Source organism: Yoonia vestfoldensis (genome assembly GCF_002158905.1).
In the GTDB taxonomy this organism is placed as follows: Bacteria; Pseudomonadota; Alphaproteobacteria; order Rhodobacterales; family Rhodobacteraceae; genus Yoonia; species Yoonia vestfoldensis_B.
In genome coordinates this window covers 2,930,729-2,952,937 of sequence record NZ_CP021431.1, presented here as the reverse complement: position 1 = coordinate 2,952,937, position 22,209 = coordinate 2,930,729, and the positions used below count along the sequence as shown (strand labels likewise).

The window sequence follows — 22,209 nt, the reverse complement described above, 5'->3', positions numbered from 1 at the left end:
TATAACGCGAGTTCGCGCCAACGACAAATCATCCTGCAAGACACGCTTTGCTGCTGTCATGGAAACAAAATCACACCAAGCGACTGTGATTGCATCGGGGACGGCATCGGGGCTGGTCATTCAATAAATCGTCTCGTTTAGGCTGCAAGATCGGCCTGCAATTCGCGCTTGATCTGCAACAGCAGGCTGACAGCCTCGATCGCGGCGCTGTCGCGGCGTTCCATCTGCATCAGCTGCGCAAGATCCGCCGCATCGAAAACGGTCTTGCGTGCTTGCTGCAGGACAGGGTCGTGATCGCTGCCATTGTCGGACAGATGGTCGCACAACCAGAGCAATTGCTGAACGGTCTGCGCCATGATCCGGGCAGGCATATCGCTGCCGCCCGTCCCTGCAAGCTGCACCATCGCCGCAGCCTGTGCGGTCAGATGGTCAAGCGCTGTCTGATAAGCCGCTGCACTTGCCGGGCTCAGGGCGGTGGCGGCAGCGGGTGGCGGCATGGCCGCGACCGGTTCTGCCCGCGCCTCTGGATGCTGGGCCAGCAGCATATCGGCCGCGTCTTGGGCGGATTGCTTGCCAAGGGCGACCTGTTTCAGCACCGCGGCGATCAGGGCCATGCCGCCGCTGTCGCGCATCCTGTCCTTGTCGACCGACCCATCCGCCCGGCGCGCGGCGATGGCATCCTGTGTCGCGATGGCAAGGATCTTGTTGAAATCACCACCCGCCGCCGCGCGCGCCCGCGCCAGAGTGCTGTCAAGCTGCCCCTTGGCGCGCAAAATATCAGCCTTGGTGATCATCAGAAAGCCGTGATCCTGGATCAGCGCGGGCATCTGCGCCCAGATGCGCTGGTCTTGCGCGTCGAATGAAAGACTGCACCAGAGCACGACATCGGTCCGCTTGGCCGCCCATTGGCTGGCCCGGTGCAGCGCCGCCGGATCACCGGGAGCGACGACTTCGAGCAGTGAAATTTTCTGCAAGGCGGGCAGCGGTAGCCGCATTTCCACAAAGACCGGCGCAAGCGCTGTGACATCGCGCAGATCGGCGCTGTCGATTGTGGTTTTGCGGCCATCGGCCAAGGTGCAGATCAGACAGGGGGCCGTGCCATAGGTCAGTTCCAGGGTCGGCAGACGCAGATCGCGGGGCAACACATCGGTTCCCGCCAGCAGGTTCAGCAAAAGCGACTTGCCCGTTTTTGGCTGTCCCAGCAGGCCAAGGCGGACCGGTTTCTCGATCCGGTCCATCAAGGCGATGGCGCGGGCCTGGGCCGGGGCGGGCAGATGCCCCGATGCAATCGCGCGGGCCAGATCCTGTTGCACGCGGGGGGATGGGGGCGGCGTCGGCATCACTTGCCCCCGGCTGCGTATTTTGCGGATGCGGCGCGGCCATCACCGGCATCTGCCGCGTGATCAGCGCTGGTGGCCAAGGGGGCGACCTCTTGCAGATCGGCCATGTCCACGACACGGGTCGTCGCGATCGAGGGCGCATCCACATGGCCCGCAGGTTTGGGATGCACTGCCCGGATCACCGGGTTGTCGTGGTTCAGCTTGATCACCGAAAAGGCGCAATTGTCCTGATCTGGATCGGCCAGGGCGTCGATGGCTTCCAAAAGATGCCCCGCGATCTCGGCGGCTTTCTTGCGGCGGTATTTATGCAGCAGGCGCTGGATTTCGGCATCGTCAAGATATTGCAGCCCGTCGCTGGACACCACGACGATATCCCCGACCGCCAGCGTGAAAGGTGTCTTTGGGCAATCCGATTTGGCAACACGGTCGCCAAAGATCACCGAGGTCAGGCAGTTGCGATCAGGGTGGTTCTTGCCCGTCGCCGGATCGAGAAGGCCTGATTGCACCATGAAATCAATCTGCGGCGCCAGCGAATGATCCTCGTTCAATTGCTGCAATTGCCCGTTACGGAAATGGTACAGCGGCGAATCCCCGATCGACATCCAGAACATGCGGTTTTCGACGATCACAATCGACACAAGCGTTGCACCCATGCCGCGCGTCGCGGGGTTCTGGGTGACATGGCGCCGGACGACGTCATTGGCATTCACCGCCGCCGCGGTCAGATATTGCGGGATCTCGGTTTCAAAATCGGAAAAATTGGCGCTTTGGAATTTCAATTCGCTGAAGACTTCGGTGACAACGATCTTGCTGGCCACGTCACCCGCCGCATGGCCGCCCATACCATCGGCCAGCACCACGACACCGCTATCCGCGCCGAAGGGAAAATCCGTGACAATCGCGTCTTCCTGATACGCGCGGCCGCCCTGGCAGATCGCCGAGGCAACGTCAAAGCGCGGTTCAGGCGATCGCCACATCTTCGTCCTCCCCGGTTGCGCCCTTGGCCCAGCTGAAGGATCCGTCACAAAGCGCGACGAAACGCAGCACGGTTTCACCGATGCGGATCACATCGCCCGATGTCAGGGTTTCATTGCTGATCACCGGCCTGTCGTTCAGCCGCACGATGTTCGATTTGCCGCCATGGCCCAGCAGGAAATCCTTGCTCTCGGTGTCATAGACGATGGCGGCATGGTTGCTGCGCGAAATGGCATTGTCGCCGAAATCAAGCTGCACGGCCTGATCCTCGCCGCGCCCGATGGCATTCATGCCAGCCATCAGGGCAAAGCTTTCGCCGCGTCCGGGGCCGTCAATGACGACGATCCAGCCGACAGGAAACCTGGCCCGCTGCGTGGCCACGACCTTGGGGGCGTCGTTGAACAGATCGACGACGGACCCATCGGATTTGTCGAACCCGATCAACCGGGTCTTGGTCCGGCGTGACCGCGCAGGGGACAAGGCTGCAGCCCCAGAAACCCGCGCGCGCGCGGGTTTGGGCGCAATCGGTGCCATCTCTGGCAGCGCGGTCGATCCGTCATCGGTGTCGATGTCCCAGATATTGACAGGACCTGCGCCCGGCGCGGCGCTGGCAGGTGTCGCCGGGGGCGGGGTTTCGGCTGGCCGCGACTTGGCGTTAACCTTGCTCAGCATGGCATCCACCTCTGGCGGTAAGGTGCCGCCGCGCAGGCGTGGATCGATGGGATCGGGCAGAGGCGCTGCGACCATGTCATCCGCAGGTGCCGCGCTTTGTGCTTCGGACCGCTTTTTGCCAATGAGATCACGAATAAACTTCATGGTTCAGACCTTTCAAATTGCCAATGGACGCCCTGCCCGGATCACTGCGTGATGGTTATTCTGCGGCCCCCGCATAATCGACCGCTGCGACCCACATGCTGCCATCACGTTGGACGGCGAACATGAAACGGTCTGTGCCCTTCTCGATCTCGCGGTTGAAGATGCCCACCAGCGTGTCGCGCCCGTCGAGTGTTTCGGCCGTTGGGATGTAGGATGTCACGACATCCCCCACCTGCAAGCTGCTTTGCGATGCCAAAGGCACCTGCGTCGCCACCGTCCGCCAGGCCTGATCGGCAAAGCGGGTCTCAAAGACAATGCCGTTGGGCAGCGCCACATGCTGCACGACAGGGATGCGCAACGCATGCGTGATCCGTTCCTTGGTCGCAGGGTTCATCGTACCAAAGCTGACGTCCAGATTGCCGGGCGCTGTCGGCATGTCACCGCCTGCCTGCAACAGGGCGGGAATGGCGCTGATCGCCGCGATATCCACGCCGTTCACATCGGTGATGACAAGTCCGGCCTGCGCCCAGGAAGGTGCGTCCGGCTCGACGGTTGCGATGCTGTTGGACCTGTCATCTGCGCCCCCAAAGGGGATATCGACGGCCCAGCGGACCGTGACGGCGGATGGCGCAACCTCGTTGCCGGGAACGATGGCGGCGATTTCGACGACAGGGCCGGTGCCGACGGCGTCAATCATGTCGGGTGTGTCGGGCAATGTAACGGCGGCCAAATCACTTTCGGCTGCGGGGCGCTGGTCGGCCAGCACCGGCAAGGCCGCTGTCATCTGAGGTTCTGCTGCGGCCTGTGGCTGATCTGCGGGCAAGATCAGCGGTTCTGTCGCGGCATCGGCTGTCGGTGCTGCAAGCGGACCGGCCCCTTGGCCATTGATCAAGAAACCAGCCCCGATCAGCACGGCGACAACAGCGATGCCGCCCAACAGCAGCGCGGCTTTGGCCTTTGCTTGGCCCGCGCCCCTTGCCGCGGTCGGCGGTTGCGGCGTTGCGGGTGCAAGCGGCGTGACATTATCCGGCGCGCTATCCATCATATCGCACCAGGCCTTGGCCGAGAGCAGACGGTCCTTTGGCAATATTTCCAGCGCCTTGTCGATGGCGGCAAGGAATGCGGTATCATAGCCCGGGATACGGCCCGCCAGTTTGACATAGGGGTCCGGATCGCCCGAGGCGATTGCCGCAAGCCGGGCCTGCGAATTGGGCGGCACATCCTTGGCGATCAGATGGTGGAATGTCGCCGCCAGCGCATAAAGATCGCTGCTTGGCCCCTGATCAGACCCCGCAATATAGAATTCCTGCGGTGAATAGCCGTCCTTGACCACCCGCAGGGCAGACAGCACGCGGCTTTGCTTGGTGGCCTCTTCGCGGGCGGCCCCGAAATCAATCAGCACCGGGCGCATGTCTTTGCGGATCAGGATGTTGTCGGGCGAAATATCGCGGTGCAGGATGCCCTGGTCATGGATGAACCCCACGGCATCCAGCATATCTTTCAGCATCGCCTTGATCTGGACAGGGGTCAGGCTGTGTTTGCTGTCTTCGATCGTGTCAAGCAGATCGCGCCCTTCCACGAAATCAAGCGCCATATAGGCGGTGTCGTTATCCTCGAACACCTGATGCACCCCGACGATATTGGGGTGGCTCAGCTTGGCCAGGCTGCGCGCTTCTTGCACGAAAAGGCGGACGATGGATTTCAATTCGTTCTGATGCGCGCGGGACCGGGCCTGCACGATGTAACGGCTGCGCCGGCAGAATGCGCCGGGAAAACATTCCTTGATCACGATCTTGCGGTCCAGACTGTCCCGCGCCAGATAGGTGATCCCGAAACCGCCGGCATTCAGAAAGCTGTCGATCGTATACTGCCCGTGCAAAAGCTTGGTGCCCGGCTTCAGCTCGTCAAGAAAGCTGTCCTTGTCATCTGCATTGTCTTGCATCAGCGGTTTCGCCATGATTATTTCCAGCTTTCGACACAGAACAGCAGGACGCCGCGCGCCTGCCTTTCTTGAGTGGTCTCATTCAATTTGGGCCAAAACGTGACGTTAACTTGTTGTTTGGTGGCCCGTAATCCTGCCGTTTCAGCCGGATTGTTCAGGGAAAATGAAACAGTGCCGGGGCGGTTTCGGGGCGGTTTTCGGTGAAAAACGGCATTATCGGGAGAAAGACCCGCTTTGCCCATGTCGCGCATGGAATCGGTGAAAAGTGATTGCCTTTGCGGGCTTTGCCGCAAATTTACGCATGTTTTGCGTATTGCGCCCCTATCACGCGGCAGGATCAGCAGGGTAACGGGGGCGAGTCCGGCCCATGCGCGGCAGGTGTCGCCTGATTCTCCTTTTGATTGCGGCGGTCATGGCGGCTTGTAGAGCGCTGCACAAAGATGCAGCATCCGGTGAAAATCCGGAGGCTTGCATGACCAAGGTATTCATCAACGGTTTTGGCCGGATCGGGCGGACGCTGCTGCGTGCGCATGCGTTGGGATATGGGTCGGCGCTAGAGGTCGTTGGCATCAATGACATGGCGCAAAGCGATCTTTGCGCGCATCTGTTTGCCTATGACAGCGTCTTTGGTCCCTTTCCGGGGCAGGCCGCCTTGCAGGGGACCGATCTTGTCATCAACGGCAAGGCGATCCCGATCCACCGGACCGATGATGTCGGATCGCTGAATCTGGCGGATGTCGATGTGCTGCTGGAATGCACGGGCAAGGCCGATACCCGCATTGTGGCCGAGGCGGGTTTGCGGGCCGGTGCGTCGCGTGTGCTGATCTCTGGCCCGTCGGCGGCGGCGGATATCACCATCGTGCTGGGGGCAAATGATCATCTGTTGGCGGATCAGCGCATCGTGTCCAACGCATCTTGCACCACCAACGCGCTGGCGCCGCTGGTCCGGTTGATCGACGATCATTGGGGGGTGAAAACCGGCTGGATGACGACGATCCACTGCTATACCGGCAGCCAGCCGACAATCGACGCGCCGCGCGACGATTTCCTGCGCAGCCGTGCGGCGGGCCTGTCGATGGTGCCGACAACGACCTCGGCGCAGCGTCTTTTGGCCGATGTCTTGCCCCAAATCGCGGGCCGGATCGAGGCGGCGGCCGTGCGTGTGCCTGTCGCGTCGGTCTCTGCCATCGACCTTGCCATCGTGGTGCGCGACACGCCTGACCGCGCGGCCTTGCATGATCTGTTGCGCGCGCAGACAGGCGTGATCGGGCATACCGACAAGCTGCTGGTGTCCTCGGACCTGCGGGCGCGGTCCGAAAGCCTGATCGTCGCCCTGCCCGAAACCCGCGTCACCCAAGGCGGCATGGTCCGCGTTTTCGGCTGGTATGACAATGAATGGGGCTTTTCCTGCCGGATGCTGGATATGGCCGCGCGGATGGGGTGATGGCGTGCGATCTTGCCCAATGGTGTCATGGATCAGCGCACGGAGCTGGCTCTTTTACTTCTGTCGATGCGGGTCTAGGTAGCCAGTGACCAACACAAAGGCTGTCCGATGTCCGCAATTGTTTCCGTCAAGAATCTGCGCAAAGCCTATGCCGGCGGGTTCGAGGCGCTTAAATCCGTCAATCTGGAAATCGAAGAGGGCGAGATCCTTGCCCTGCTTGGCCCCAATGGCGCGGGCAAGACCACGCTGATTTCCACGATTTGCGGGATCACGACACCGACATCGGGGTCAGTCACCGTCGGCGGGCATGACACCCAGACAGATTACCGCGCCGCGCGCGCCATGATCGGGCTGGTGCCGCAGGAAATCAGCCTTGAACCCTTCGAGACGGTCGCCAGTACCGTCAGGTTTTCGCGCGGATTATTCGGCAAGCCGCGCGATGATGGCAAGGTGGATGAGATTCTTGCGCAATTGTCGCTGGCCGATAAGAAAGACAAGAAGATCATGACCCTGTCGGGCGGCATGAAACGCCGTGTGCTGATCGCCAAGGCGCTGGCGCATGAACCGCGCGTGCTGTTTCTGGATGAACCCAGCGCGGGCGTCGATGTCGAATTGCGCAAGGATATGTGGGATGTTGTCGCCGGGCTGAAAGCATCTGGTGTCACCATCATCCTGACCACGCATTACATCGAAGAAGCCGAGGCGATTGCCGACCGTGTCGGCATCATCGCCAAGGGTGAAATCCTGCTGATCCAAGGCAAGGCCGAATTGATGGCGCAGATGGGCAAGAAACAGCTGCGCATCGATCTGGCCGAACCGGCGGCGGCGATCCCCGCAGCGCTGGGCAAATATGACCTGTACCGCGCGCCGGACGGGCATAGCCTGACCTATACCTATGACACCAAGGGGCCGCGCACCGGCATCACGACCCTGTTGAACGATCTGCAGGCCGCCGGTTTGCAGATGAAGGATTTGCAGACCCAGCAAAGCAGTCTCGAAGACATCTTCGTCGGGCTGGTGAAGGAAGAATGATGAACCTCAACGCCGTCAAGACGATCTATATCCACGAGATGCGCCGCTTTCAGCGCACGATCATGCAGTCGCTGGTATCGCCGGTGCTGTCCACCTCGCTTTATTTCGTTGTCTTCGGCGCGGCCATCGGCAGCCGGATCGATCAGGTCGAAGGTGTCAGCTATGGCGCTTTCATCGTGCCGGGGCTGATCATGCTGTCGGTCATGACGCAGGCCACATCCAACGCCAGTTTCGGTATCTATTTCCCCAAATTCACCGGCACGATCTATGAATTGCTTTCGGCCCCCGTCAGTTTTCTTGAAATCGTGACGGGCTATGTGGGGGCGGCAGCGACCAAGGCGCTATTCATCGGCATTATCATCCTGCTGACGGCGTTTTTCTTTATCGATATCCAGATCGCGCATCCTTTTGCGATGCTGGCGCTGCTGGTGCTGACCTGTATCAGCTTTTCGCTGCTGGGGTTCATCATCGGCATCTGGGCGGGCAATTTTGAACAATTGCAGCTGATCCCGCTGCTGGTCATCACGCCTTTGGTGTTTCTTGGCGGATCGTTCTATTCGATCACGATGCTGCCGCCTGTCTGGCAGGCGATCACGCTGTTCAATCCGGTGGTCTATCTGATCAGTGGCTTCCGCTGGTCGTTCTTTGGGGTCGCGGATGTCAGTATCGGCGTGTCCTTGCTGGCGATCACAATATTCACGGCGGCCTGTCTTGGCTTTATCTGGTGGATTTTCCGCACCGGCTGGCGCATCCGGCAGTGACCTTGCGGGGCGCGTGGATCGGTTTAAGTATGAGCGCATGAAATACATTCCCTTCGCCAAATCCGCCCCCTTCGTCGCCGTGATCCGCCTGCAAGGTGCCATCAGCAATGGCGGCCGCGGTCTGGACAATCCCGGTCTTGCGCCGGTCATTGAAAAGCCTTCAGCAAGGGCAAACCCGCCGCTGTGGCGCTGGAAATCAACTGTCCGGGCGGATCGCCCGTGCAATCATCCTTGATCGCATCGCGTATCCGGCGGCTGGCGGATGAAAAGAAAATCCCCGTTTTCGCCTTTGTCGAGGATGTGGCGGCCTCGGGTGGCTATTGGCTGGCCTGTGCAGCGGATGAAATATTCATCGATGAATGTTCGATCACCGGGTCCATCGGCGTGATCAGCGCGGGTTTCGGCGCATCTGACGCGATCGACCGTCTGGGCATCGAACGGCGGGTGCATACGGCGGGTAAATCCAAAAGCCTGCTGGACCCATTCAAGCCGCAGAACCCCGCCGATGTCAAAAAGCTCAAAGGTTGGCTGGAAGACCTGCACGCCACCTTTATCGCCTATGTGAAATCACGGCGCGGGCCAAAACTGTCCGAGGATCCGAACCTGTTTACGGGCGAGGTCTATATCGGCCAGAAAGGCATCGATGCCGGGCTGGTGGACGGTATCGGCCATCTGGCGCCGGTGATGAAGGCGCGTTTTGGCGACAAGGTGAAATTCCGCCGCTATGGCCAGCGCAAACCGCTGCTGGCGCGGTTCGGCGCGCAGATCGTGGATGATGCCATCGCGGGCATGGAGGAACGGGCACATTACGCCCGGTTCGGCCTATGATCGTCAAATCGGTTTTCCTGTTTCTGGCCTTCATGGTCGTGCTGGGCATTTTCGGCAAATGGCGGTTTCCAGGGCAAAAGACGCTTGCGGCGGCCAAATGTCCCAAATGCCAGCGGTTCCGCATCGGCAAAGGCCCCTGCGTTTGTGAAAAGGGAAAGCCATGAAGGCATTGGTGACAGGGGCGGGCGCGCGGCTGGGGCAGGCGATGGCGCTTTACCTGGGGCAGCGCGGCTATGATGTGGCGGTGCATTACGCAGGCTCGCTCGCCGGTGCGCAGGATGCGGTCGCGCAGCTGCGCGCGATGGGGCGGCAGGCTGTCGCCTTGCAGGCCGATCTGCTGGATGAAGACGCGACCGCTGCCTTGATCGACCGCGCGCGGACGGCGCTGGGCGGGCCGCTGACCTGTCTGGTCAACAATGCCTCGATCTTTGAATATGACACGATCCACAGCGCCACCAAGACCAGCTGGGACAGGCATATCGGGTCGAACCTGCGCGCGCCTTTCGTGCTGACTCAAGGCTTTGCCGCCCAAGCGCCCAAAGCGCAGGCCGACAGCATGGGCGAACCCGTGGCACAGGCGCTGATCGTGAATATGATCGACCAGCGGGTGCAGAAACTGACACCGGAATTCATGACCTATACGATTGCCAAGATGGGGCTTTGGGCGATGACGCGCACCACGGCGCAGGCGCTGGCCCCTGATATCCGCGTCAATGCCATCGGGCCTGGGCCGACCTTGCAGGGCGCGCGGCAATCGCCAGAGCATTTCGCGCGCCAGCGTGCGGCCACCGTTTTGCAGCGCGGCGCCGCGCCCGCAGAGATTTGCGCAGCGCTGGGATATTTCCTTGATGCGCCGGGCGTGACAGGGCAAATACTGGCTGTCGATGGGGGCCAGCATCTGGCTTGGCAGACCCCCGATGTGCTGGGTGTCGAGTGAGTGTCGCAAAAAGTTACGCACCGGCACGGCCAGCGTTCACAAAAAAGTCATAAACTGCCTTTTTTCAACGTGTTAAGAGAGTGTTCATAAAAGTTTTTAGCAAAATCAATGCCTTGATAAATCGCCCAATTTTTAAGCAAAGCGACGAAGTGGGCCGTAAACAAGGATAATTTCGGTAAACCAGGAGTTGGTCCACCGACTTATCCACAGAAACAGTGGATGCCTTTCCTCTTGTCCCGGCGGCGTTACCATTGCAGCGCTGCTCGAATCAAAGAACCCCGCCTATGATTGATCCCGCACCCCAGACTGCCAGCACCGGATATGACGTGATCCACGGCTATCTGCGCAGCCTTGATTCCTCGCCCGGGGTCTACCGGATGCTGGATGCGGATAGCCGCGTTCTCTATGTGGGCAAGGCCCGCAACCTCAAGGCGCGGGTTAGCAATTATGCCCGCCCCGGCCCGCATTCGCCCCGGATCGCGCGGATGATTTCGGAAACCGCGTCGATGATGTTCCTGACCACGCGGACGGAAACCGAGGCGCTGCTGCTGGAACAGAACCTGATCAAGCAGCTTAAACCGCGCTACAACGTGCTGCTGCGTGACGACAAAAGCTTTCCCAATATCCTTGTGACCAAGGATCATGATTTCCCGATGATCCGCAAACATCGCGGCGCGAAGTCTCAGAAAGGGGAATATTACGGCCCTTTCGCCGGTGCCGGTGCTGTCAACCGCACGCTGTCGCAATTGCAGCGGGTGTTCTTGCTGCGCAATTGTTCCGACAGTGATTTTGAAACCCGCACCCGCCCCTGCCTGCAATATCAGATCAAACGCTGTTCTGGTCCCTGTTGTGGCATGATTAGCAAGCCCGATTACGCCCAATCGGTGAAAGAGGCCGAGAATTTCCTGCAAGGCCGCACCAAGGGCATACAGGAAGCACTGGCCGCCCAGATGCAGGCTGCCAGCGACGATATGCTGTTCGAACGCGCCGCCGCCCTGCGCGACCGGATCAAGGCGCTGACGCAGGTGCAATCGGCGCAAGGCATCAACCCGCAGAATACAGCAGAGGCGGATGTGATCGCGCTGCATACCGATGGTGGCCAGGCCTGCGTGCAGGTGTTCTTCATCCGCGCCAATCAGAACTGGGGTAACCACGATTACTACCCCCGTATCAGCGGCGAAGAGGATATGGCCGAGGTGATGGAGGCTTTTGTCGGCCAGTTCTACGCAGGCCGCGAGCCGCCGCGCATGCTGATCCTGTCGCATGGTTTGGATAATGATGATCTGATGGCCGCCGCCTTGGCCGAAAAGGCCGGACGCAAGGTCGAGATCCTCGTTCCCCAGCGCGGCGAAAAGGCGGAATTGGTGCAGAACGCGCTGCGCAACGCCCGCGAGAGCCTGGCGCGCAAAATGTCGGAAACCGCCACGCAAAGCCGGTTGTTGAAAGGTCTGGCCGAGGCTTTCGATCTGCCCAAGGTCCCGCAGCGGATCGAGGTTTATGACAACAGCCATATCCAAGGCGCCCATGCTGTCGGTGCCATGGTCGTCGCTGGCCCGGACGGGTTCGACAAGAACCAATATCGCAAATTCAACATCCGTGGCGACGATCTGACCCCCGGCGACGATTTCGGCATGATGAAAGAAGTGCTGAAACGCCGCTTTCACCGCCTGATCAAGGAAGACCCAGATCGCAATCTGGGCACATGGCCTGACCTGTTGCTGATCGATGGCGGCCAAGGGCAGGTATCCGCCGTGCGCCAGATCATGGATGATATGGGTGTCAGCGACATTCCCATGATCGGTGTGGCCAAGGGGCTGGATCGTGACGCGGGCAAGGAGGAATTCCACCGCACCGGCAAACCTGTCATGGCGCTGCGCCACAATGACCCGGTTTTGTATTTCGTGCAGCGCATGCGCGACGAGGTGCACCGTTTCGCCATCGGCACCCATCGCGCCAAACGGTCCAAGGCCATCGGCGCAACCCCGCTTGACGATGTGCCGGGCGTCGGGGCCATGCGCAAACGCGCGCTTTTGGCGCATTTCGGATCGGCCAAGGCGGTTGCCCGCGCCAATCTGGCGGATCTCAAGGCGGTGGATGGCGTCTCGGCCAATATGGCGCAGGTGATCTACGATTATTTCCACGAACAGGGCTAAGAACTTTCATGCCTCCGGCGGGGATATTTGGGCTCGGAAGATGGGGGTGCTGGTGTCTTGTGCAAAGCCGGTTTATTATGCGCCCATTATGCTGTCATTGCCCAATATCTTGACGATCCTGCGACTGGCCGCGGCACCTGGTGTTGTGATCATGTTTCTGTATTTTCACCGGCCTGCCGCCGATTGGTTTGCGCTGATCCTGTTCGTGACGGCGGCGCTGACCGATTTTCTGGATGGCTATCTGGCCCGCAAGTGGAAACAGGAAAGCAAGCTGGGCGCGATGCTGGACCCGATTGCCGATAAGGCGATGGTGGTGATCGCGCTTTTGGTGATCACCGGATTTTCGGGGATGGACCCCTATATCCTGTTGCCTGCCACCGTGATCATGTTCCGCGAAGTATTCGTGTCGGGCCTGCGCGAGTTTCTGGGCGATACCGCGGGGACGTTGAAGGTCACGCAGCTGGCCAAGTGGAAAACCACTGCGCAGATGGTCGCGATTGCCATCCTCTTTGCCAAGGGAGCGTTCGAGCATTACCACGGTGTTGCCGCGCTCTCGACATTCGTGGCCTGGTGGCTGGGGATCATCGCGCTGTGGATTGCGGCTGGTTTGACCTTGGTGACGGGGTGGGATTATTTCCGCAAAGCGCAACCATATCTGGGGGGGCCTGTGCCATGAACGTGATGTATTTCGCCTGGGTCCGCGAACGGATCGGCGTGCCGCAAGAAGATGTGCAAACCCAGGCTGCGACGGTTGCCGATCTTGTTGCGGAACTGGTCGCCCGCGAAGACCGCTATGCCGCCGCTTTTGCCGATACCAGCGCGCTGCGCGTTGCGGTTGACCAGGAACTGGCCGATTTCGATGCCCCGCTTGCCGGCGTGCGCGAGGTTGCTTTCTTTCCGCCGATGACGGGCGGCTGATGCGGGTCCGCGTCCAGCAGCCCGCCTTTGATCCGGGGGCGGAATTGGCAGGCTTTGCCACGGGGCGTCGTGATATCGGCGCGATTGTCAGCTTTACCGGTGTCGTGCGCGATACATCGGGCGATTTGCGCCATATGCTGATCGAACATTACCCCGGCATGACCGAGCGCGCGATCACTGGCATTCTGGATCAGGCCGTGGCCCGCTGGTCCTTGGCGGATGCGCTGGTGATCCACCGCTTTGGCCCGTTGCAACCGGCCGCCCCGATCATGATGGTTGCAACCGCCGCCGCCCACCGGGCCGAGGCTTTTGCTGCCGCTGATTTCCTGATGGATTACCTCAAATCCCGCGCGCCGTTCTGGAAAAAGGAAATCACCTTATCCGGTGCCGCATGGGTGGAGGCAAAAGATGCTGACGAGGCCGCGTTAAACCGCTGGTAAGCGCGCAAGCGCCGCGCAGGCGGCATGGCGCGGGCAGGTCGTGACATGGTTGTTGATCAGCCCCGTTGCTTCCATGAACGCATAGACGATTGTTGGCCCGCAGAATTTGAACCCCGCTTTTTTGAGGTCTTTGGAGATCTGCACCGACAGGGCGGATTGCGTTGGCATGGCGCTGCGGTCGGCCAAGCCTGTCTGCAAGGGCACGCCATCCACATAGGACCACAGGAAGGTGGCAAAGCCTTGATCTGCCTCGATCCTTTGCCAGGCCTGGGCATTGGTGATCGTGGCTGCGATCTTGCCACGGTGCCGGATGATGCCGGGGTCGGCAAGCAGGCGGCGGATGTCAGTTTCACCCCAACCGGCGATGATATCGGGGTCGAAATCCGCAAAGGCGGCGCGGAAATTCTCGCGCTTTTTGAGGATCGTGATCCAGGACAGGCCGGCCTGAAACCCGTCAAGCACCAGCTTTTCCCATAAGGCGCGGCTGTCATATTCGGGCACGCCCCATTCGGTGTCGTGATAATCGATATAGATCTGGTCGGGCCCGGCCCAATCGCAGCGTGCCATTCACGGCTCCCTTAAGGCTTTATTAGCAGCATTGGTCCAAGGTGCAGGCATCATTATGGATGAACAGGATGTCGAAAGCCACGCTTTCCAGTACCGAAATCTCCGATCTGCCTGTGGCCGATCCGCTGCTTTATGCTTTGGCCAGCCGGGACAGCGATGTTGTCACGCTTGTGCGTGATGCGCTGGCGGCGGATCGGGCCAGTCTTGCGTTTCATGCGATTGTCACCGCTGATCCGGTGCCGCAGGTCGCCTTTCATGAAGGATTGATCAGGCTGCATGACGATGCCGGACGGGTCATTCCCGCCGCGCATTTCATGGGGCTTGTCGAAGACAGCGTCATTGGCCGCGAGATTGATTGCGTCAGCCTGACATTGGCGCTGCGGCATCTGCGGCGCAACCCCGGCCTGCGCCTGTCGATCAACCTGTCGGCGCGGTCCGTCGCGGATGGTACATGGCGTCGCATTCTGGACGATGGTTTGCGTGATCGGGCCCAATTGGGCGAAAGGCTGATTTTTGAGATCAGCGAAACTTCTGCCATGATGCTGCCCGATGTGATGATCCGGTTCATGGCTGAAATGCAGCCCAAGGGCGTGGCCTTTGCACTGGACGGGTTCGGGGCGGGCATGACCGCGTTTCGCCATCTGAAGGATTTTTTGTTTGATCTGGTGAAGGTCGACAAAAGCTTTGTGCGCGGGATCGACCAGAATCCCGACAACCAGGTGCTGGCCGAAGCCCTGATCACCGTCGCGCATCATTTCGAGATGTTCGCGATTGCCGATGGTGTCGAAACAGAGGAAGAAGCCGCATTTTTGCGCAGCATCGGTGTCGATTGCCTGCAGGGCTATCTTTACGGCGTGCCACGTTTCACCTTTTGACCAAGGCGATGGCGCTTTGGAAATTAATTTGCCCTCTCTGGTGCAACCCAATAGCATGGAGCAAACGGGGGGAGGAGGGCTTGCGCATGTCCGGCGCGTGGGTCCCGCGTCCTTTCGGTGGAACAAACCTGAAGGGATCAATCCATGACCAATGTTGTTATCGCATCCGCAGCACGCACCGCTGTCGGCAGTTTCGGCGGCGCCTTTGCGAATACGCCTGCGCATGATCTGGGTGCGGCCGTTTTGTCCGAGGTCGTGGCCCGCGCGGGGATCGACAAATCCGAGATCAGCGAGACCATCCTTGGTCAGGTGTTGACCGCCGCACAGGGCCAGAACCCGGCCCGCCAGGCGCATATCAACGCCGGTCTGCCGATCGAGGCTGCGGCATGGAGCCTTAACCAAGTGTGCGGGTCCGGCCTGCGGGCTGTCGCGCTGGGTGCGCAGCATATCCAGCTGGGCGATGCCGATATCGTGCTGGCAGGTGGGCAGGAAAACATGACCCTTAGCCCGCATGCCGCCCATCTGCGCGCCGGTCACAAGATGGGCGATGTATCCTATATCGACACGATGATCCGTGACGGTTTGTGGGATGCGTTCAACAATTACCATATGGGCCAGACGGCCGAAAACGTTGCCAACCAGTGGCAGATCACCCGCGATGTGCAGGATGCATTCGCCGTCGCATCCCAGAACAAGGCCGAAGCCGCGCAAAAGGCCGGCAAATTCGCTGACGAGATCATGGCCTTCACCGTCAAGACCCGCAAAGGCGACATCATCGTCGATCAGGACGAATATATCCGCCATGGGGCCACGATTGACGCGATGCAGAAATTGCGCCCCGCCTTCACCAAGGATGGGTCGGTCACGGCCGCGAATGCCTCTGGCCTGAATGACGGGGCGGCGGCGACCTTGCTGATGTCCGCCGCCAATGCCGAAAAGCGCGGCATCGAACCATTGGCGCGGATTGCATCCTATGCCACCGCCGGTCTTGATCCGTCGATCATGGGGGTTGGCCCGGTCATGGCCAGCCGCAAAGCTTTGGCCAAGGCCGGGTGGAGCGTTGAAGACCTTGATCTGGTCGAGGCGAACGAGGCTTTTGCCGCGCAGGCCTGTGCTGTGAACAAGGATATGGGCTGGGACCCAGCCATCGTGAACGTCAATGGTGGCGCCATCGCCATCGGTCATCCGATCGGCGCATCTGGCGCGCGCATCCTGAACACGCTGCTGTTCGAAATGAAGCGGCGCGGCGCGAAAAAAGGCCTGGCGACGCTTTGCATCGGGGGCGGCATGGGTGTCGCGCTTTGCGTCGAACGGTTCTGACGACAGGTTCTGACGATGGGGCGGTCGGATCACGGCCGCCCAGACGATAATAACAAACGGGAGGAGAGACTATGGGACGTGTGGCACTTGTCACGGGGGGATCGCGCGGCATTGGCGCGGCGATTTCGACGGCTTTGAAGGATGCGGGCTATGCGGTCGCCGCGACCTATGCGGGCAATGACGAAAAGGCGGCCGCCTTTACCGCCGAAACTGGCATCAAGACCTATAAATGGGACGTCGGCAATTACGAAGCCTGCGCTGCCGGTATCGCCCAGGTCGAGGCTGATCTGGGGCCTGTCGACGTGCTGGTGAATAATGCGGGCATCACCCGCGATGCGCCGTTCCACAAGATGACACCCCAGCAATGGCAAGAGGTGATCGACACCAACCTGTCGGGCGTGTTCAACATGACCCATCCGGTTTGGCCCGGCATGCGTGAACGCAAATTCGGCCGGATCATCACGATTTCGTCGATCAACGGCCAGAAAGGCCAGTTTGCACAGGCCAATTATGCCGCTGCAAAGGCGGGTGATATCGGGTTCACCAAGGCGCTGGCACAAGAAGGCGCGCGCGCGGGTATCACCGTCAATGTCATCGCGCCCGGCTATATCAACACCGAAATGATGAGCACGATCCCCGAAAAAGTGATGAACGAGGTGATCCTGCCGCAAATCCCCGTCGGCCGTCTGGGCGAGGCATCGGAAATCGCACGCGCGGTGCTGTTTCTGGCCTCTGACGATGCGGGTTTCGTCACCGGATCGACGATTTCGGCCAATGGCGGTCAATATATGTGCTGACCCATTGCAGGGCAGAATGATGAAAGGCCGCGCCATGATAGCGCGGCCTTTTGGTTTTCGCTGGCAGCCCTGCGGGCCGGCGTCAGCGGGTCTTTAATGCGTTGCAAGGCGGCTGATTTCTTCCTTGATCTGCAGCTTTTTCTTTTTCAATTGTGCCAGTTCGAGGTCGTCAACACCCGGACTGCGCTGTAGCGCTTCGACATGGGCTGAGAGGGTTTGGTGTTTCTTCTTCAGTTCCTGTACATGCGAACTCAAGCTCATTTTGTTCCTCCTTCTGATTGCACATGACCGATTGCACCACATTCGCATCGCACTGTCACGCTGCACGGCAGCAATTCGGCCCTGGGTCAAGGCTGCCAGCCAGAACTTGCCAAAAGATTAACGGCCCATGGGCAGATCCACGCCGTTGCGTAAAATTTGCGCGACCAGCGGGGTATAGCTGTCCTTGTCACCCGCATGCGCGGTGCCCAGATGCATCTCCAGCGCGGGCAGCAGGCAAAATGGGGCGCGCCCTTCTTGGCGTGCGCGCAGGATAAACAGACCCGGCGCACGGCCCTGCCGCCCCGCAATCGGCAAGACCACCACCGACCCCAGCCGCCCTTGTAACGCGGCCAGGACTTCGGGCAGCCGTTCGATCCGCTGGATCAGCGTCAGATACCCCTTGGGCGCCAACCGCCGCGCGCCGATCTCCAGCCAATCCGCCAGCGGCGTGTCACCCCCAGCGCCGTATCGCGGCCGGGGTCTGTCGCGGCGGTGCCGCTGTCGCGATCAAAATAGGGCGGGTTCATGATGACGTGATCGAATCGCCTTTGGCGCAGATCCGCAGGCAGGGCGCGCAGATCGGCGGTGATCACCTGCAAGGGCAGATCATTCGCAGCGGCATTGCGCCGCGCAAGACCTGCGTAATCGGGCTGCACCTCGACCCCTGTCAGCGCCAGCCCCGGCACCCGCCGCCCAAGACACAAGGCCGCCGTCCCCACGCCGCAGCCCAGTTCCAGCACCGACTGGCCCGCAGCTGCGGCGATACTGGCCGCCAGCAATACCGGATCGACGCCCGCGCGATAGCCATGGCGCGGCTGCCATATCTGCAAACGCCCGCCCAGAAAGGCGTCACAGGTCACATCCTCAGTCACGCCCCAGATCGATCTCGCCATCGCGCATCACGGCTTCGGCCATGAACAGGTCGCGGTCATGCACCATCAGGCGGCGGGGCATGATGCCGATACTGCCTTCCATGATGCTCATATTGTCGTCGAAGGTGAACCAGTCTATACCTTCCGCGTCCAACAGGGCGGTTGCAAAGGCGATGACGGTCACGTCATTGGTGCGTAAAAGCTCTTTCATACCCAAGGATTACGGCGCTGCCGCGCCCTTGTCCATTCACATGACGGAACCTTGCATGAGCCTTGATCACGCCGCCACCAAACCACATGAACAATTGGCGGCCGCCTTGGCGGATGACCTGAGCGCGGTCAATGCGATGATCCGCGCGCGCATGGCCTCTGAACATGCGCCGCGCATCCCCCAAGTCACCGCCCATCTGGTCGAGGCGGGCGGCAAACGCCTGCGCCCGATGCTGACGCTCGCTGCGGCGCGGATGTGCGGCTATGACGGGCCTTACCATATCCATCTGGCGGCGACGGTGGAATTCATCCATACCGCAACCTTGCTGCATGATGATGTCGTCGACGAAAGCAGTCAGCGGCGCGGGCGGCCCACGGCGAACCTGCTTTGGGACAACACCTCCAGCGTGCTGGTGGGCGATTACCTGTTTGCGCGCTCGTTCCAGCTGATGGTGGAAACCGGCTCTTTGCGGGTGCTTGATATCCTTGCCAATGCCTCTGCCACCATCGCCGAAGGCGAGGTGCTGCAATTGACCGCCGCCGCCGATCTGGCCACGACGGAGGACATCTATATCAAGGTCGTGCGCGGCAAGACCGCGGCGCTCTTTTCCGCCGCGATGGAAGTCGGCGGAGAGATCGCAGGGCAGGATGCCGCCATCAAACAGGCGCTATTCGATTACGGCGATGCTTTGGGCATATCGTTCCAGATCGTCGATGACCTTTTGGATTACGGCGGCACCAAGGCCATTGGCAAGAACGTGGGCGACGATTTCCGCGAACGCAAACTGACTCTGCCGGTGATCCGTGCGGTGGCCGCCGCTGATGGCGATGAACGCGCTTTTTGGGAACGGACCATCCAGAAAGGGCGCCAGCAGGATGGCGATCTGGACCATGCGATCACCCTGCTGCAAAAGCATGGCACGCTGGAAAGCACCCGTCAGGATGCGCTGGCTTGGGCGGCCAAGGCCAAGGCGGCGCTGGGCGTCATCCCTGACCATGCGCTGAAAACCATGCTGGTTGATCTGGCCGATTATGTCGTCGCCCGTGTGACCTAAGACCTGCGACTTCTTTTTTCCAAAAATACTCCCGGGTGAGCCCCGGATTTATTCCGGGGCGAGGGGCGGAGCCCCTAATCTGCGCTGCTTTGCGCGACCGCCAGCTCTGCCGCGGCAACCAGCGCCGCGCCGTCATAGCCTTTGGCGTCCATCTCTGCGATCCAGCGGCTGGTGACCGCGGCACCAACGGCGATGATCTGCGCGGTCTCTGCGTCTGACAATTCGGCAATCGTGTTGCCGCTGGCTGCCATCACATCGCGGCCCACCGCATCGCCCGTGTCATGTGCGCGCCCGGCCCAGCGGCTGGCCATCAGACCGGAATTGGCGTCGATCACGGCGCGCAGATCATCGGGCAGCGCGTCATAGCGGGCCTTGTTCATCGCCCAGAGGAAATAGAGATTATAAAGCGCATGATCCCCTGCCACATCGGTATGGCTGTCGGTCAATTCATCCAGTTTCAGTGACGGGGCCTGTTCCCAGGGGATCACGCCGCCATCCACGACGCCGCGCGCAATCGCCTCGGGGAATTGCGGCACCGGCATGCCGACAGGCGATGCGCCCAATTCCTCTAGCAACAAGGTCGCGGTGCGCGACGGGCCGCGCAGTTTCAACCCGGCGAAATCCGCCATTGTCGCAGGGGCCTGCCCTCGTTTGTGCAGGATGCCGGGGCCATGCATATGGGCGGCGATGATATGGATATCGGCGAAATCATCCAGCAGGTAATCTTGCGTGAATGCCCAAGCCGCCGCACTGGCCTCTTCTGCCGATTTGGTTGTCATGAAGGGCAGCTCCAGCGCCTCGGCCTCGGGAAAGCGGTTGGGCTGATAGCCGGGGATCACCCAGCCGCCATCAATCGCACCGTCGCGGATCAGGTCATATTGGTTGGTGGCCGACCCGCCCAATTGCATGAACGGATAGATTTCCACCTTGATCCGTCCGCCGGACTGTTCCTCGATCGCATCGGCCCAAGGCTGCATGAAATAGGTCGGATTGGCACTGGCAGGCGAGACAAAGTGCTGGAACCGCAACGTCACCTCTTGGGCAAAGGCAGGTGGCGTCAGCGCCAGCAGGGCCAGCATGGCATAGGGGGGCAGGCGCATCGCGTGCATCCTTTCGTGATGATGTGGGGGGAAAGGTGTCGCCGCTAGCAACGCCGCAAAGATACCGATGCGCCCCGCGATTGCAAGATCACACCGCGAAAAGCGGGAATGTCATCCCCAAGGCCCAGCCCAGAAACAGGCCAAGGCCCAGACCCGCCGCCATGGGACGCTGTGTCGCCCGCCCGATCCAGCCGCCCAAAGTGCCGAAAAGCACGAAGAATAGCAGGATGATCGGCAGGATCAGCAGCAGAAAGAACAGCCCTTCCATATCCAGCGCCGTGGCAATCCCAAGCGAGACCAGCGCATTGGCGCGCACCACCAGCACCCGCCACAAAGGCGCATGCCCTGCCTCGGTCAGATAGGCATCGGCCAGCATGAACGGCACCGCCCCTGCCGCGATGGCCAGGATGATCCAGATCCGCGCTTCGACCGCGAAAAAGGAGGCCACATAGATATCCAGCATCGCGCCGAAGATGCCGATGCAGAACAACGCAATGGGCAGCGCCAGCAGCAATCCTGTCGCATCCCAGCGCAGGGCCCCCGCGCGGGCAAGGAACAAAAGGCCGATCCCCCCGAATAGCGCGAAATGCAGCGCAAGGTAATCGGCGACCAGCACGGGCAGAAACCCGATGTCGAAGGGCCACAGGATCAGCGGCGTCAGGATCGTCGGCACCAAGCTCGCAGCCCAGAATGCGCCGCGCGGCAGGCGCTTGGGCGGTGTGGCTGCGCGCAAAGGCCGCGCCAGCCGTGCCAAAGGCCAGGCCAGCGCTGTCACGCTGACAATCAGTAGCGCGATCCAGCCACCGCGTGCGGCGATAGGCGTGTCAGACGGGCGGTCGAATACCGCGTTCAGCCAGTCGCGCGTCTCGATCATGCTGGTCGAGGAATAGAGCACGCCGACATGTTCCACCGATGGGGCCAGCACCGCGCGCCGCCCTGTGCCCGCTGCCGGATCGCCCAGGGTCTGCGCGAATGTCGCGTCAGGATCGGTCAGGCGCAGGACGCGCAAGGCCTCGGCCGCCAATGCGGTCTCCCATGCGCCATTGATCACCAGCAGATTGGCAGGCGCATCCGCCGTCACTTCGGTTGAAAACATCGACAGGGCTACGGTCGCCTCCACGCGGGGATCGGCAATCGCCTGCCGCACGATGATGTCGGAGGCCATGGAATGCCCCAGCAACGCCAATTCCCCATTCGCGCCGCGCAGGTCCAGGCTGGCATCGATCACGCGGCCCAGTTCCGCAACCAGCAGCCGCGTCGTGCCATCAACCGACGCCACATCCCCCGACATCGGCACCGGATTACGTCCATGTCCTTCCAGATCATAGCTGGCGACGATATAGCCCGCCTGCGCCAGCGTCTGCGCGAAACCGATCATCAACTGGCGCGATCCGGCAAAGCCATGGGCGATCACGACGACAGGGGCGTCGGTCACATCGGGCAGCCGCGACACGGTGACGGGGGTCTCGCCCACCCTCCGCTCTGACGTCACAATCCCCGCGCCCGCCTGTTCCAGCCGCAAGATCGACAGCCCCGCAAGGACCAGTGCCACGATCAGGACAAGCG

Annotated in this window: 22 protein-coding genes and 2 pseudogenes; 13 read left to right on the top strand and 11 right to left on the bottom strand. The window is 61.0% G+C overall.

Features of this window, described 5'->3' with window-relative positions:
• Positions 1-137: 137 nt before the first annotated feature.
• Genes LOKVESSMR4R_RS14820 through LOKVESSMR4R_RS20255 form a run of 5 tightly spaced genes read right to left on the bottom strand, consistent with a single transcriptional unit; the run spans position 138 to position 5,366 of the window.
• On the bottom strand, positions 138-1,340 hold the full coding sequence (locus tag LOKVESSMR4R_RS14820; protein ID WP_087209961.1) for a hypothetical protein: 1,203 nt from the start codon (positions 1,338-1,340) through the stop codon (positions 138-140).
• On the bottom strand, positions 1,340-2,317 hold the full coding sequence (locus LOKVESSMR4R_RS14815) for a PP2C family protein-serine/threonine phosphatase (RefSeq protein WP_237331804.1): 978 nt from the start codon (positions 2,315-2,317) through the stop codon (positions 1,340-1,342). Before LOKVESSMR4R_RS14815 ends, LOKVESSMR4R_RS14820 begins: the two co-directional genes overlap by 1 nt.
• On the bottom strand, positions 2,301-3,131 hold the full coding sequence (locus tag LOKVESSMR4R_RS14810; protein WP_087209958.1) for an FHA domain-containing protein: 831 nt from the start codon (positions 3,129-3,131) through the stop codon (positions 2,301-2,303). Before LOKVESSMR4R_RS14810 ends, LOKVESSMR4R_RS14815 begins: the two co-directional genes overlap by 17 nt.
• Positions 3,132-3,186: 55 nt before the next feature.
• The gene (locus tag LOKVESSMR4R_RS14805) at positions 3,187-5,088 is read right to left on the bottom strand and encodes a serine/threonine protein kinase (protein ID WP_087209955.1); all 1,902 of its coding nucleotides are present in this window, start codon (positions 5,086-5,088) and stop codon (positions 3,187-3,189) included.
• A gap of 2 nt (positions 5,089-5,090) precedes the next feature.
• On the bottom strand, positions 5,091-5,366 hold the full coding sequence (locus LOKVESSMR4R_RS20255; protein ID WP_157898233.1) for a hypothetical protein: 276 nt from the start codon (positions 5,364-5,366) through the stop codon (positions 5,091-5,093).
• Positions 5,367-5,545: 179 nt separating this feature from the next.
• Between LOKVESSMR4R_RS20255 and LOKVESSMR4R_RS14800 the strand changes: the two genes are divergently transcribed.
• The 9 genes and pseudogenes from LOKVESSMR4R_RS14800 to LOKVESSMR4R_RS14760 all read left to right on the top strand — a co-directional run bounded on the left by LOKVESSMR4R_RS14800 (position 5,546) and on the right by LOKVESSMR4R_RS14760 (position 13,586).
• Complete coding sequence (locus tag LOKVESSMR4R_RS14800) at positions 5,546-6,517, top strand: type I glyceraldehyde-3-phosphate dehydrogenase (protein WP_087209952.1); 972 nt, start codon at positions 5,546-5,548, stop codon at positions 6,515-6,517.
• A 108-nt stretch (positions 6,518-6,625) separates the two neighbouring features.
• A complete protein-coding gene (locus tag LOKVESSMR4R_RS14795; protein WP_087209949.1) occupies positions 6,626-7,549 on the top strand; it encodes an ABC transporter ATP-binding protein in 924 nt (307 codons plus the stop codon).
• A complete protein-coding gene (locus tag LOKVESSMR4R_RS14790) occupies positions 7,549-8,310 on the top strand; it encodes an ABC transporter permease (protein WP_087209946.1) in 762 nt (253 codons plus the stop codon). The genes LOKVESSMR4R_RS14795 and LOKVESSMR4R_RS14790 overlap by 1 nt, the downstream gene beginning before the upstream one ends.
• Before the next feature lie 37 nt (positions 8,311-8,347).
• Positions 8,348-9,138 (top strand): annotated as a pseudogene (locus LOKVESSMR4R_RS14785) (S49 family peptidase).
• Between the two features lie 160 nt (positions 9,139-9,298).
• A complete protein-coding gene (locus tag LOKVESSMR4R_RS14780) occupies positions 9,299-10,075 on the top strand; it encodes an SDR family oxidoreductase (RefSeq protein ID WP_087209943.1) in 777 nt (258 codons plus the stop codon).
• A 284-nt stretch (positions 10,076-10,359) separates the two neighbouring features.
• Positions 10,360-12,228, top strand: coding sequence for an excinuclease ABC subunit UvrC (gene uvrC / locus LOKVESSMR4R_RS14775; protein WP_087209940.1), 1,869 nt, complete (start codon positions 10,360-10,362; stop codon positions 12,226-12,228).
• Positions 12,229-12,316: 88 nt separating this feature from the next.
• The gene (pgsA, locus tag LOKVESSMR4R_RS14770; RefSeq protein WP_087213341.1) at positions 12,317-12,904 is read left to right on the top strand and encodes a CDP-diacylglycerol--glycerol-3-phosphate 3-phosphatidyltransferase; all 588 of its coding nucleotides are present in this window, start codon (positions 12,317-12,319) and stop codon (positions 12,902-12,904) included.
• Positions 12,901-13,146: a molybdopterin converting factor subunit 1 gene (gene moaD / locus LOKVESSMR4R_RS14765; protein WP_087209938.1), complete on the top strand. Its 246-nt coding sequence runs from the start codon at positions 12,901-12,903 to the stop codon at positions 13,144-13,146. Before pgsA ends, moaD begins: the two co-directional genes overlap by 4 nt.
• Complete coding sequence (locus LOKVESSMR4R_RS14760) at positions 13,146-13,586, top strand: molybdenum cofactor biosynthesis protein MoaE (protein ID WP_087209935.1); 441 nt, start codon at positions 13,146-13,148, stop codon at positions 13,584-13,586. Before moaD ends, LOKVESSMR4R_RS14760 begins: the two co-directional genes overlap by 1 nt.
• Here LOKVESSMR4R_RS14760 and LOKVESSMR4R_RS14755 read toward each other — a convergent pair.
• Positions 13,572-14,153: a DNA-3-methyladenine glycosylase I gene (locus LOKVESSMR4R_RS14755; protein WP_087209932.1), complete on the bottom strand. Its 582-nt coding sequence runs from the start codon at positions 14,151-14,153 to the stop codon at positions 13,572-13,574. The two genes, LOKVESSMR4R_RS14760 and LOKVESSMR4R_RS14755, sit on opposite strands and share 15 nt — an antisense overlap.
• A 68-nt stretch (positions 14,154-14,221) precedes the next feature.
• On the opposite strand from LOKVESSMR4R_RS14755, the gene LOKVESSMR4R_RS14750 reads away from it, so the two are divergent.
• The 3 genes from LOKVESSMR4R_RS14750 (at position 14,222) to phbB (ending at position 17,145) form a co-directional block, all read left to right on the top strand.
• On the top strand, positions 14,222-15,028 hold the full coding sequence (locus tag LOKVESSMR4R_RS14750) for an EAL domain-containing protein (RefSeq protein WP_087209929.1): 807 nt from the start codon (positions 14,222-14,224) through the stop codon (positions 15,026-15,028).
• 144 nt (positions 15,029-15,172) lie between these two features.
• Positions 15,173-16,348, top strand: coding sequence for an acetyl-CoA C-acetyltransferase (locus tag LOKVESSMR4R_RS14745; protein ID WP_087209926.1), 1,176 nt, complete (start codon positions 15,173-15,175; stop codon positions 16,346-16,348).
• Between the two features lie 71 nt (positions 16,349-16,419).
• Complete coding sequence (gene phbB, locus LOKVESSMR4R_RS14740; RefSeq protein WP_087209922.1) at positions 16,420-17,145, top strand: acetoacetyl-CoA reductase; 726 nt, start codon at positions 16,420-16,422, stop codon at positions 17,143-17,145.
• Positions 17,146-17,238: 93 nt separating this feature from the next.
• Here the strand turns inward: phbB and LOKVESSMR4R_RS14735 are convergent, their stop codons facing one another.
• The 3 genes and pseudogenes from LOKVESSMR4R_RS14735 to LOKVESSMR4R_RS14725 all read right to left on the bottom strand — a co-directional run bounded on the left by LOKVESSMR4R_RS14735 (position 17,239) and on the right by LOKVESSMR4R_RS14725 (position 18,489).
• The gene (locus tag LOKVESSMR4R_RS14735; protein WP_087209918.1) at positions 17,239-17,406 is read right to left on the bottom strand and encodes a DUF465 domain-containing protein; all 168 of its coding nucleotides are present in this window, start codon (positions 17,404-17,406) and stop codon (positions 17,239-17,241) included.
• 117 nt (positions 17,407-17,523) lie between these two features.
• A pseudogene (locus LOKVESSMR4R_RS14730) lies at positions 17,524-18,299 on the bottom strand (tRNA1(Val) (adenine(37)-N6)-methyltransferase).
• Complete coding sequence (locus LOKVESSMR4R_RS14725; protein ID WP_019953444.1) at positions 18,271-18,489, bottom strand: DUF2007 domain-containing protein; 219 nt, start codon at positions 18,487-18,489, stop codon at positions 18,271-18,273. Before LOKVESSMR4R_RS14725 ends, LOKVESSMR4R_RS14730 begins: the two are co-directional and overlap by 29 nt.
• Positions 18,490-18,544: 55 nt before the next feature.
• Here LOKVESSMR4R_RS14725 and LOKVESSMR4R_RS14720 point away from each other — a divergent pair, with 55 nt between their 5' ends.
• Entirely contained in the window at positions 18,545-19,543 is a 999-nt protein-coding gene (locus LOKVESSMR4R_RS14720) for a polyprenyl synthetase family protein (protein WP_087209915.1), read from the top strand.
• A gap of 74 nt (positions 19,544-19,617) precedes the next feature.
• Here LOKVESSMR4R_RS14720 and LOKVESSMR4R_RS14715 read toward each other — a convergent pair whose 3' ends face one another.
• On the bottom strand, positions 19,618-20,643 hold the full coding sequence (locus LOKVESSMR4R_RS14715; protein ID WP_420645890.1) for a TRAP transporter substrate-binding protein: 1,026 nt from the start codon (positions 20,641-20,643) through the stop codon (positions 19,618-19,620).
• 88 nt (positions 20,644-20,731) lie between these two features.
• Positions 20,732-22,195 (bottom strand): alpha/beta fold hydrolase, encoded by a 1,464-nt coding sequence (locus tag LOKVESSMR4R_RS14710; RefSeq protein WP_237331803.1) that lies wholly within the window; start codon positions 22,193-22,195, stop codon positions 20,732-20,734.
• Positions 22,196-22,209 lie beyond the last annotated feature (14 nt).

Excerpts from the sequence above, each read along its gene's own strand:
- LOKVESSMR4R_RS14725 (WP_019953444.1), bottom strand. The coding sequence starts at position 18,489 with ATGAAAGAGCTTTTACGCACCAATGACGTGACCGTCATCGCCTTTGCA.
- LOKVESSMR4R_RS14720 (WP_087209915.1), top strand. The coding sequence starts at position 18,545 with ATGAGCCTTGATCACGCCGCCACCAAACCACATGAACAATTGGCGGCC.
- uvrC (WP_087209940.1), top strand. The coding sequence starts at position 10,360 with ATGATTGATCCCGCACCCCAGACTGCCAGCACCGGATATGACGTGATC.
- LOKVESSMR4R_RS14790 (WP_087209946.1), top strand. The coding sequence starts at position 7,549 with ATGAACCTCAACGCCGTCAAGACGATCTATATCCACGAGATGCGCCGC.
- LOKVESSMR4R_RS14820 (WP_087209961.1), bottom strand. The coding sequence starts at position 1,340 with ATGCCGACGCCGCCCCCATCCCCCCGCGTGCAACAGGATCTGGCCCGC.
- LOKVESSMR4R_RS14750 (WP_087209929.1), top strand. The coding sequence starts at position 14,222 with ATGTCGAAAGCCACGCTTTCCAGTACCGAAATCTCCGATCTGCCTGTG.
- LOKVESSMR4R_RS14755 (WP_087209932.1), bottom strand. The coding sequence starts at position 14,153 with ATGGCACGCTGCGATTGGGCCGGGCCCGACCAGATCTATATCGATTAT.
- LOKVESSMR4R_RS14805 (WP_087209955.1), bottom strand. The coding sequence starts at position 5,088 with ATGGCGAAACCGCTGATGCAAGACAATGCAGATGACAAGGACAGCTTT.
- phbB (WP_087209922.1), top strand. The coding sequence starts at position 16,420 with ATGGGACGTGTGGCACTTGTCACGGGGGGATCGCGCGGCATTGGCGCG.
- pgsA (WP_087213341.1), top strand. The coding sequence starts at position 12,317 with ATGCTGTCATTGCCCAATATCTTGACGATCCTGCGACTGGCCGCGGCA.
- LOKVESSMR4R_RS14795 (WP_087209949.1), top strand. The coding sequence starts at position 6,626 with ATGTCCGCAATTGTTTCCGTCAAGAATCTGCGCAAAGCCTATGCCGGC.
- LOKVESSMR4R_RS14800 (WP_087209952.1), top strand. The coding sequence starts at position 5,546 with ATGACCAAGGTATTCATCAACGGTTTTGGCCGGATCGGGCGGACGCTG.
- LOKVESSMR4R_RS14745 (WP_087209926.1), top strand. The coding sequence starts at position 15,173 with ATGACCAATGTTGTTATCGCATCCGCAGCACGCACCGCTGTCGGCAGT.
- LOKVESSMR4R_RS14780 (WP_087209943.1), top strand. The coding sequence starts at position 9,299 with ATGAAGGCATTGGTGACAGGGGCGGGCGCGCGGCTGGGGCAGGCGATG.
- moaD (WP_087209938.1), top strand. The coding sequence starts at position 12,901 with ATGAACGTGATGTATTTCGCCTGGGTCCGCGAACGGATCGGCGTGCCG.
- LOKVESSMR4R_RS14760 (WP_087209935.1), top strand. The coding sequence starts at position 13,146 with ATGCGGGTCCGCGTCCAGCAGCCCGCCTTTGATCCGGGGGCGGAATTG.
- LOKVESSMR4R_RS14815 (WP_237331804.1), bottom strand. The coding sequence starts at position 2,317 with ATGTGGCGATCGCCTGAACCGCGCTTTGACGTTGCCTCGGCGATCTGC.
- LOKVESSMR4R_RS14715 (WP_420645890.1), bottom strand. The coding sequence starts at position 20,643 with ATGCGCCTGCCCCCCTATGCCATGCTGGCCCTGCTGGCGCTGACGCCA.
- LOKVESSMR4R_RS14810 (WP_087209958.1), bottom strand. The coding sequence starts at position 3,131 with ATGAAGTTTATTCGTGATCTCATTGGCAAAAAGCGGTCCGAAGCACAA.
- LOKVESSMR4R_RS14735 (WP_087209918.1), bottom strand. The coding sequence starts at position 17,406 with ATGAGCTTGAGTTCGCATGTACAGGAACTGAAGAAGAAACACCAAACC.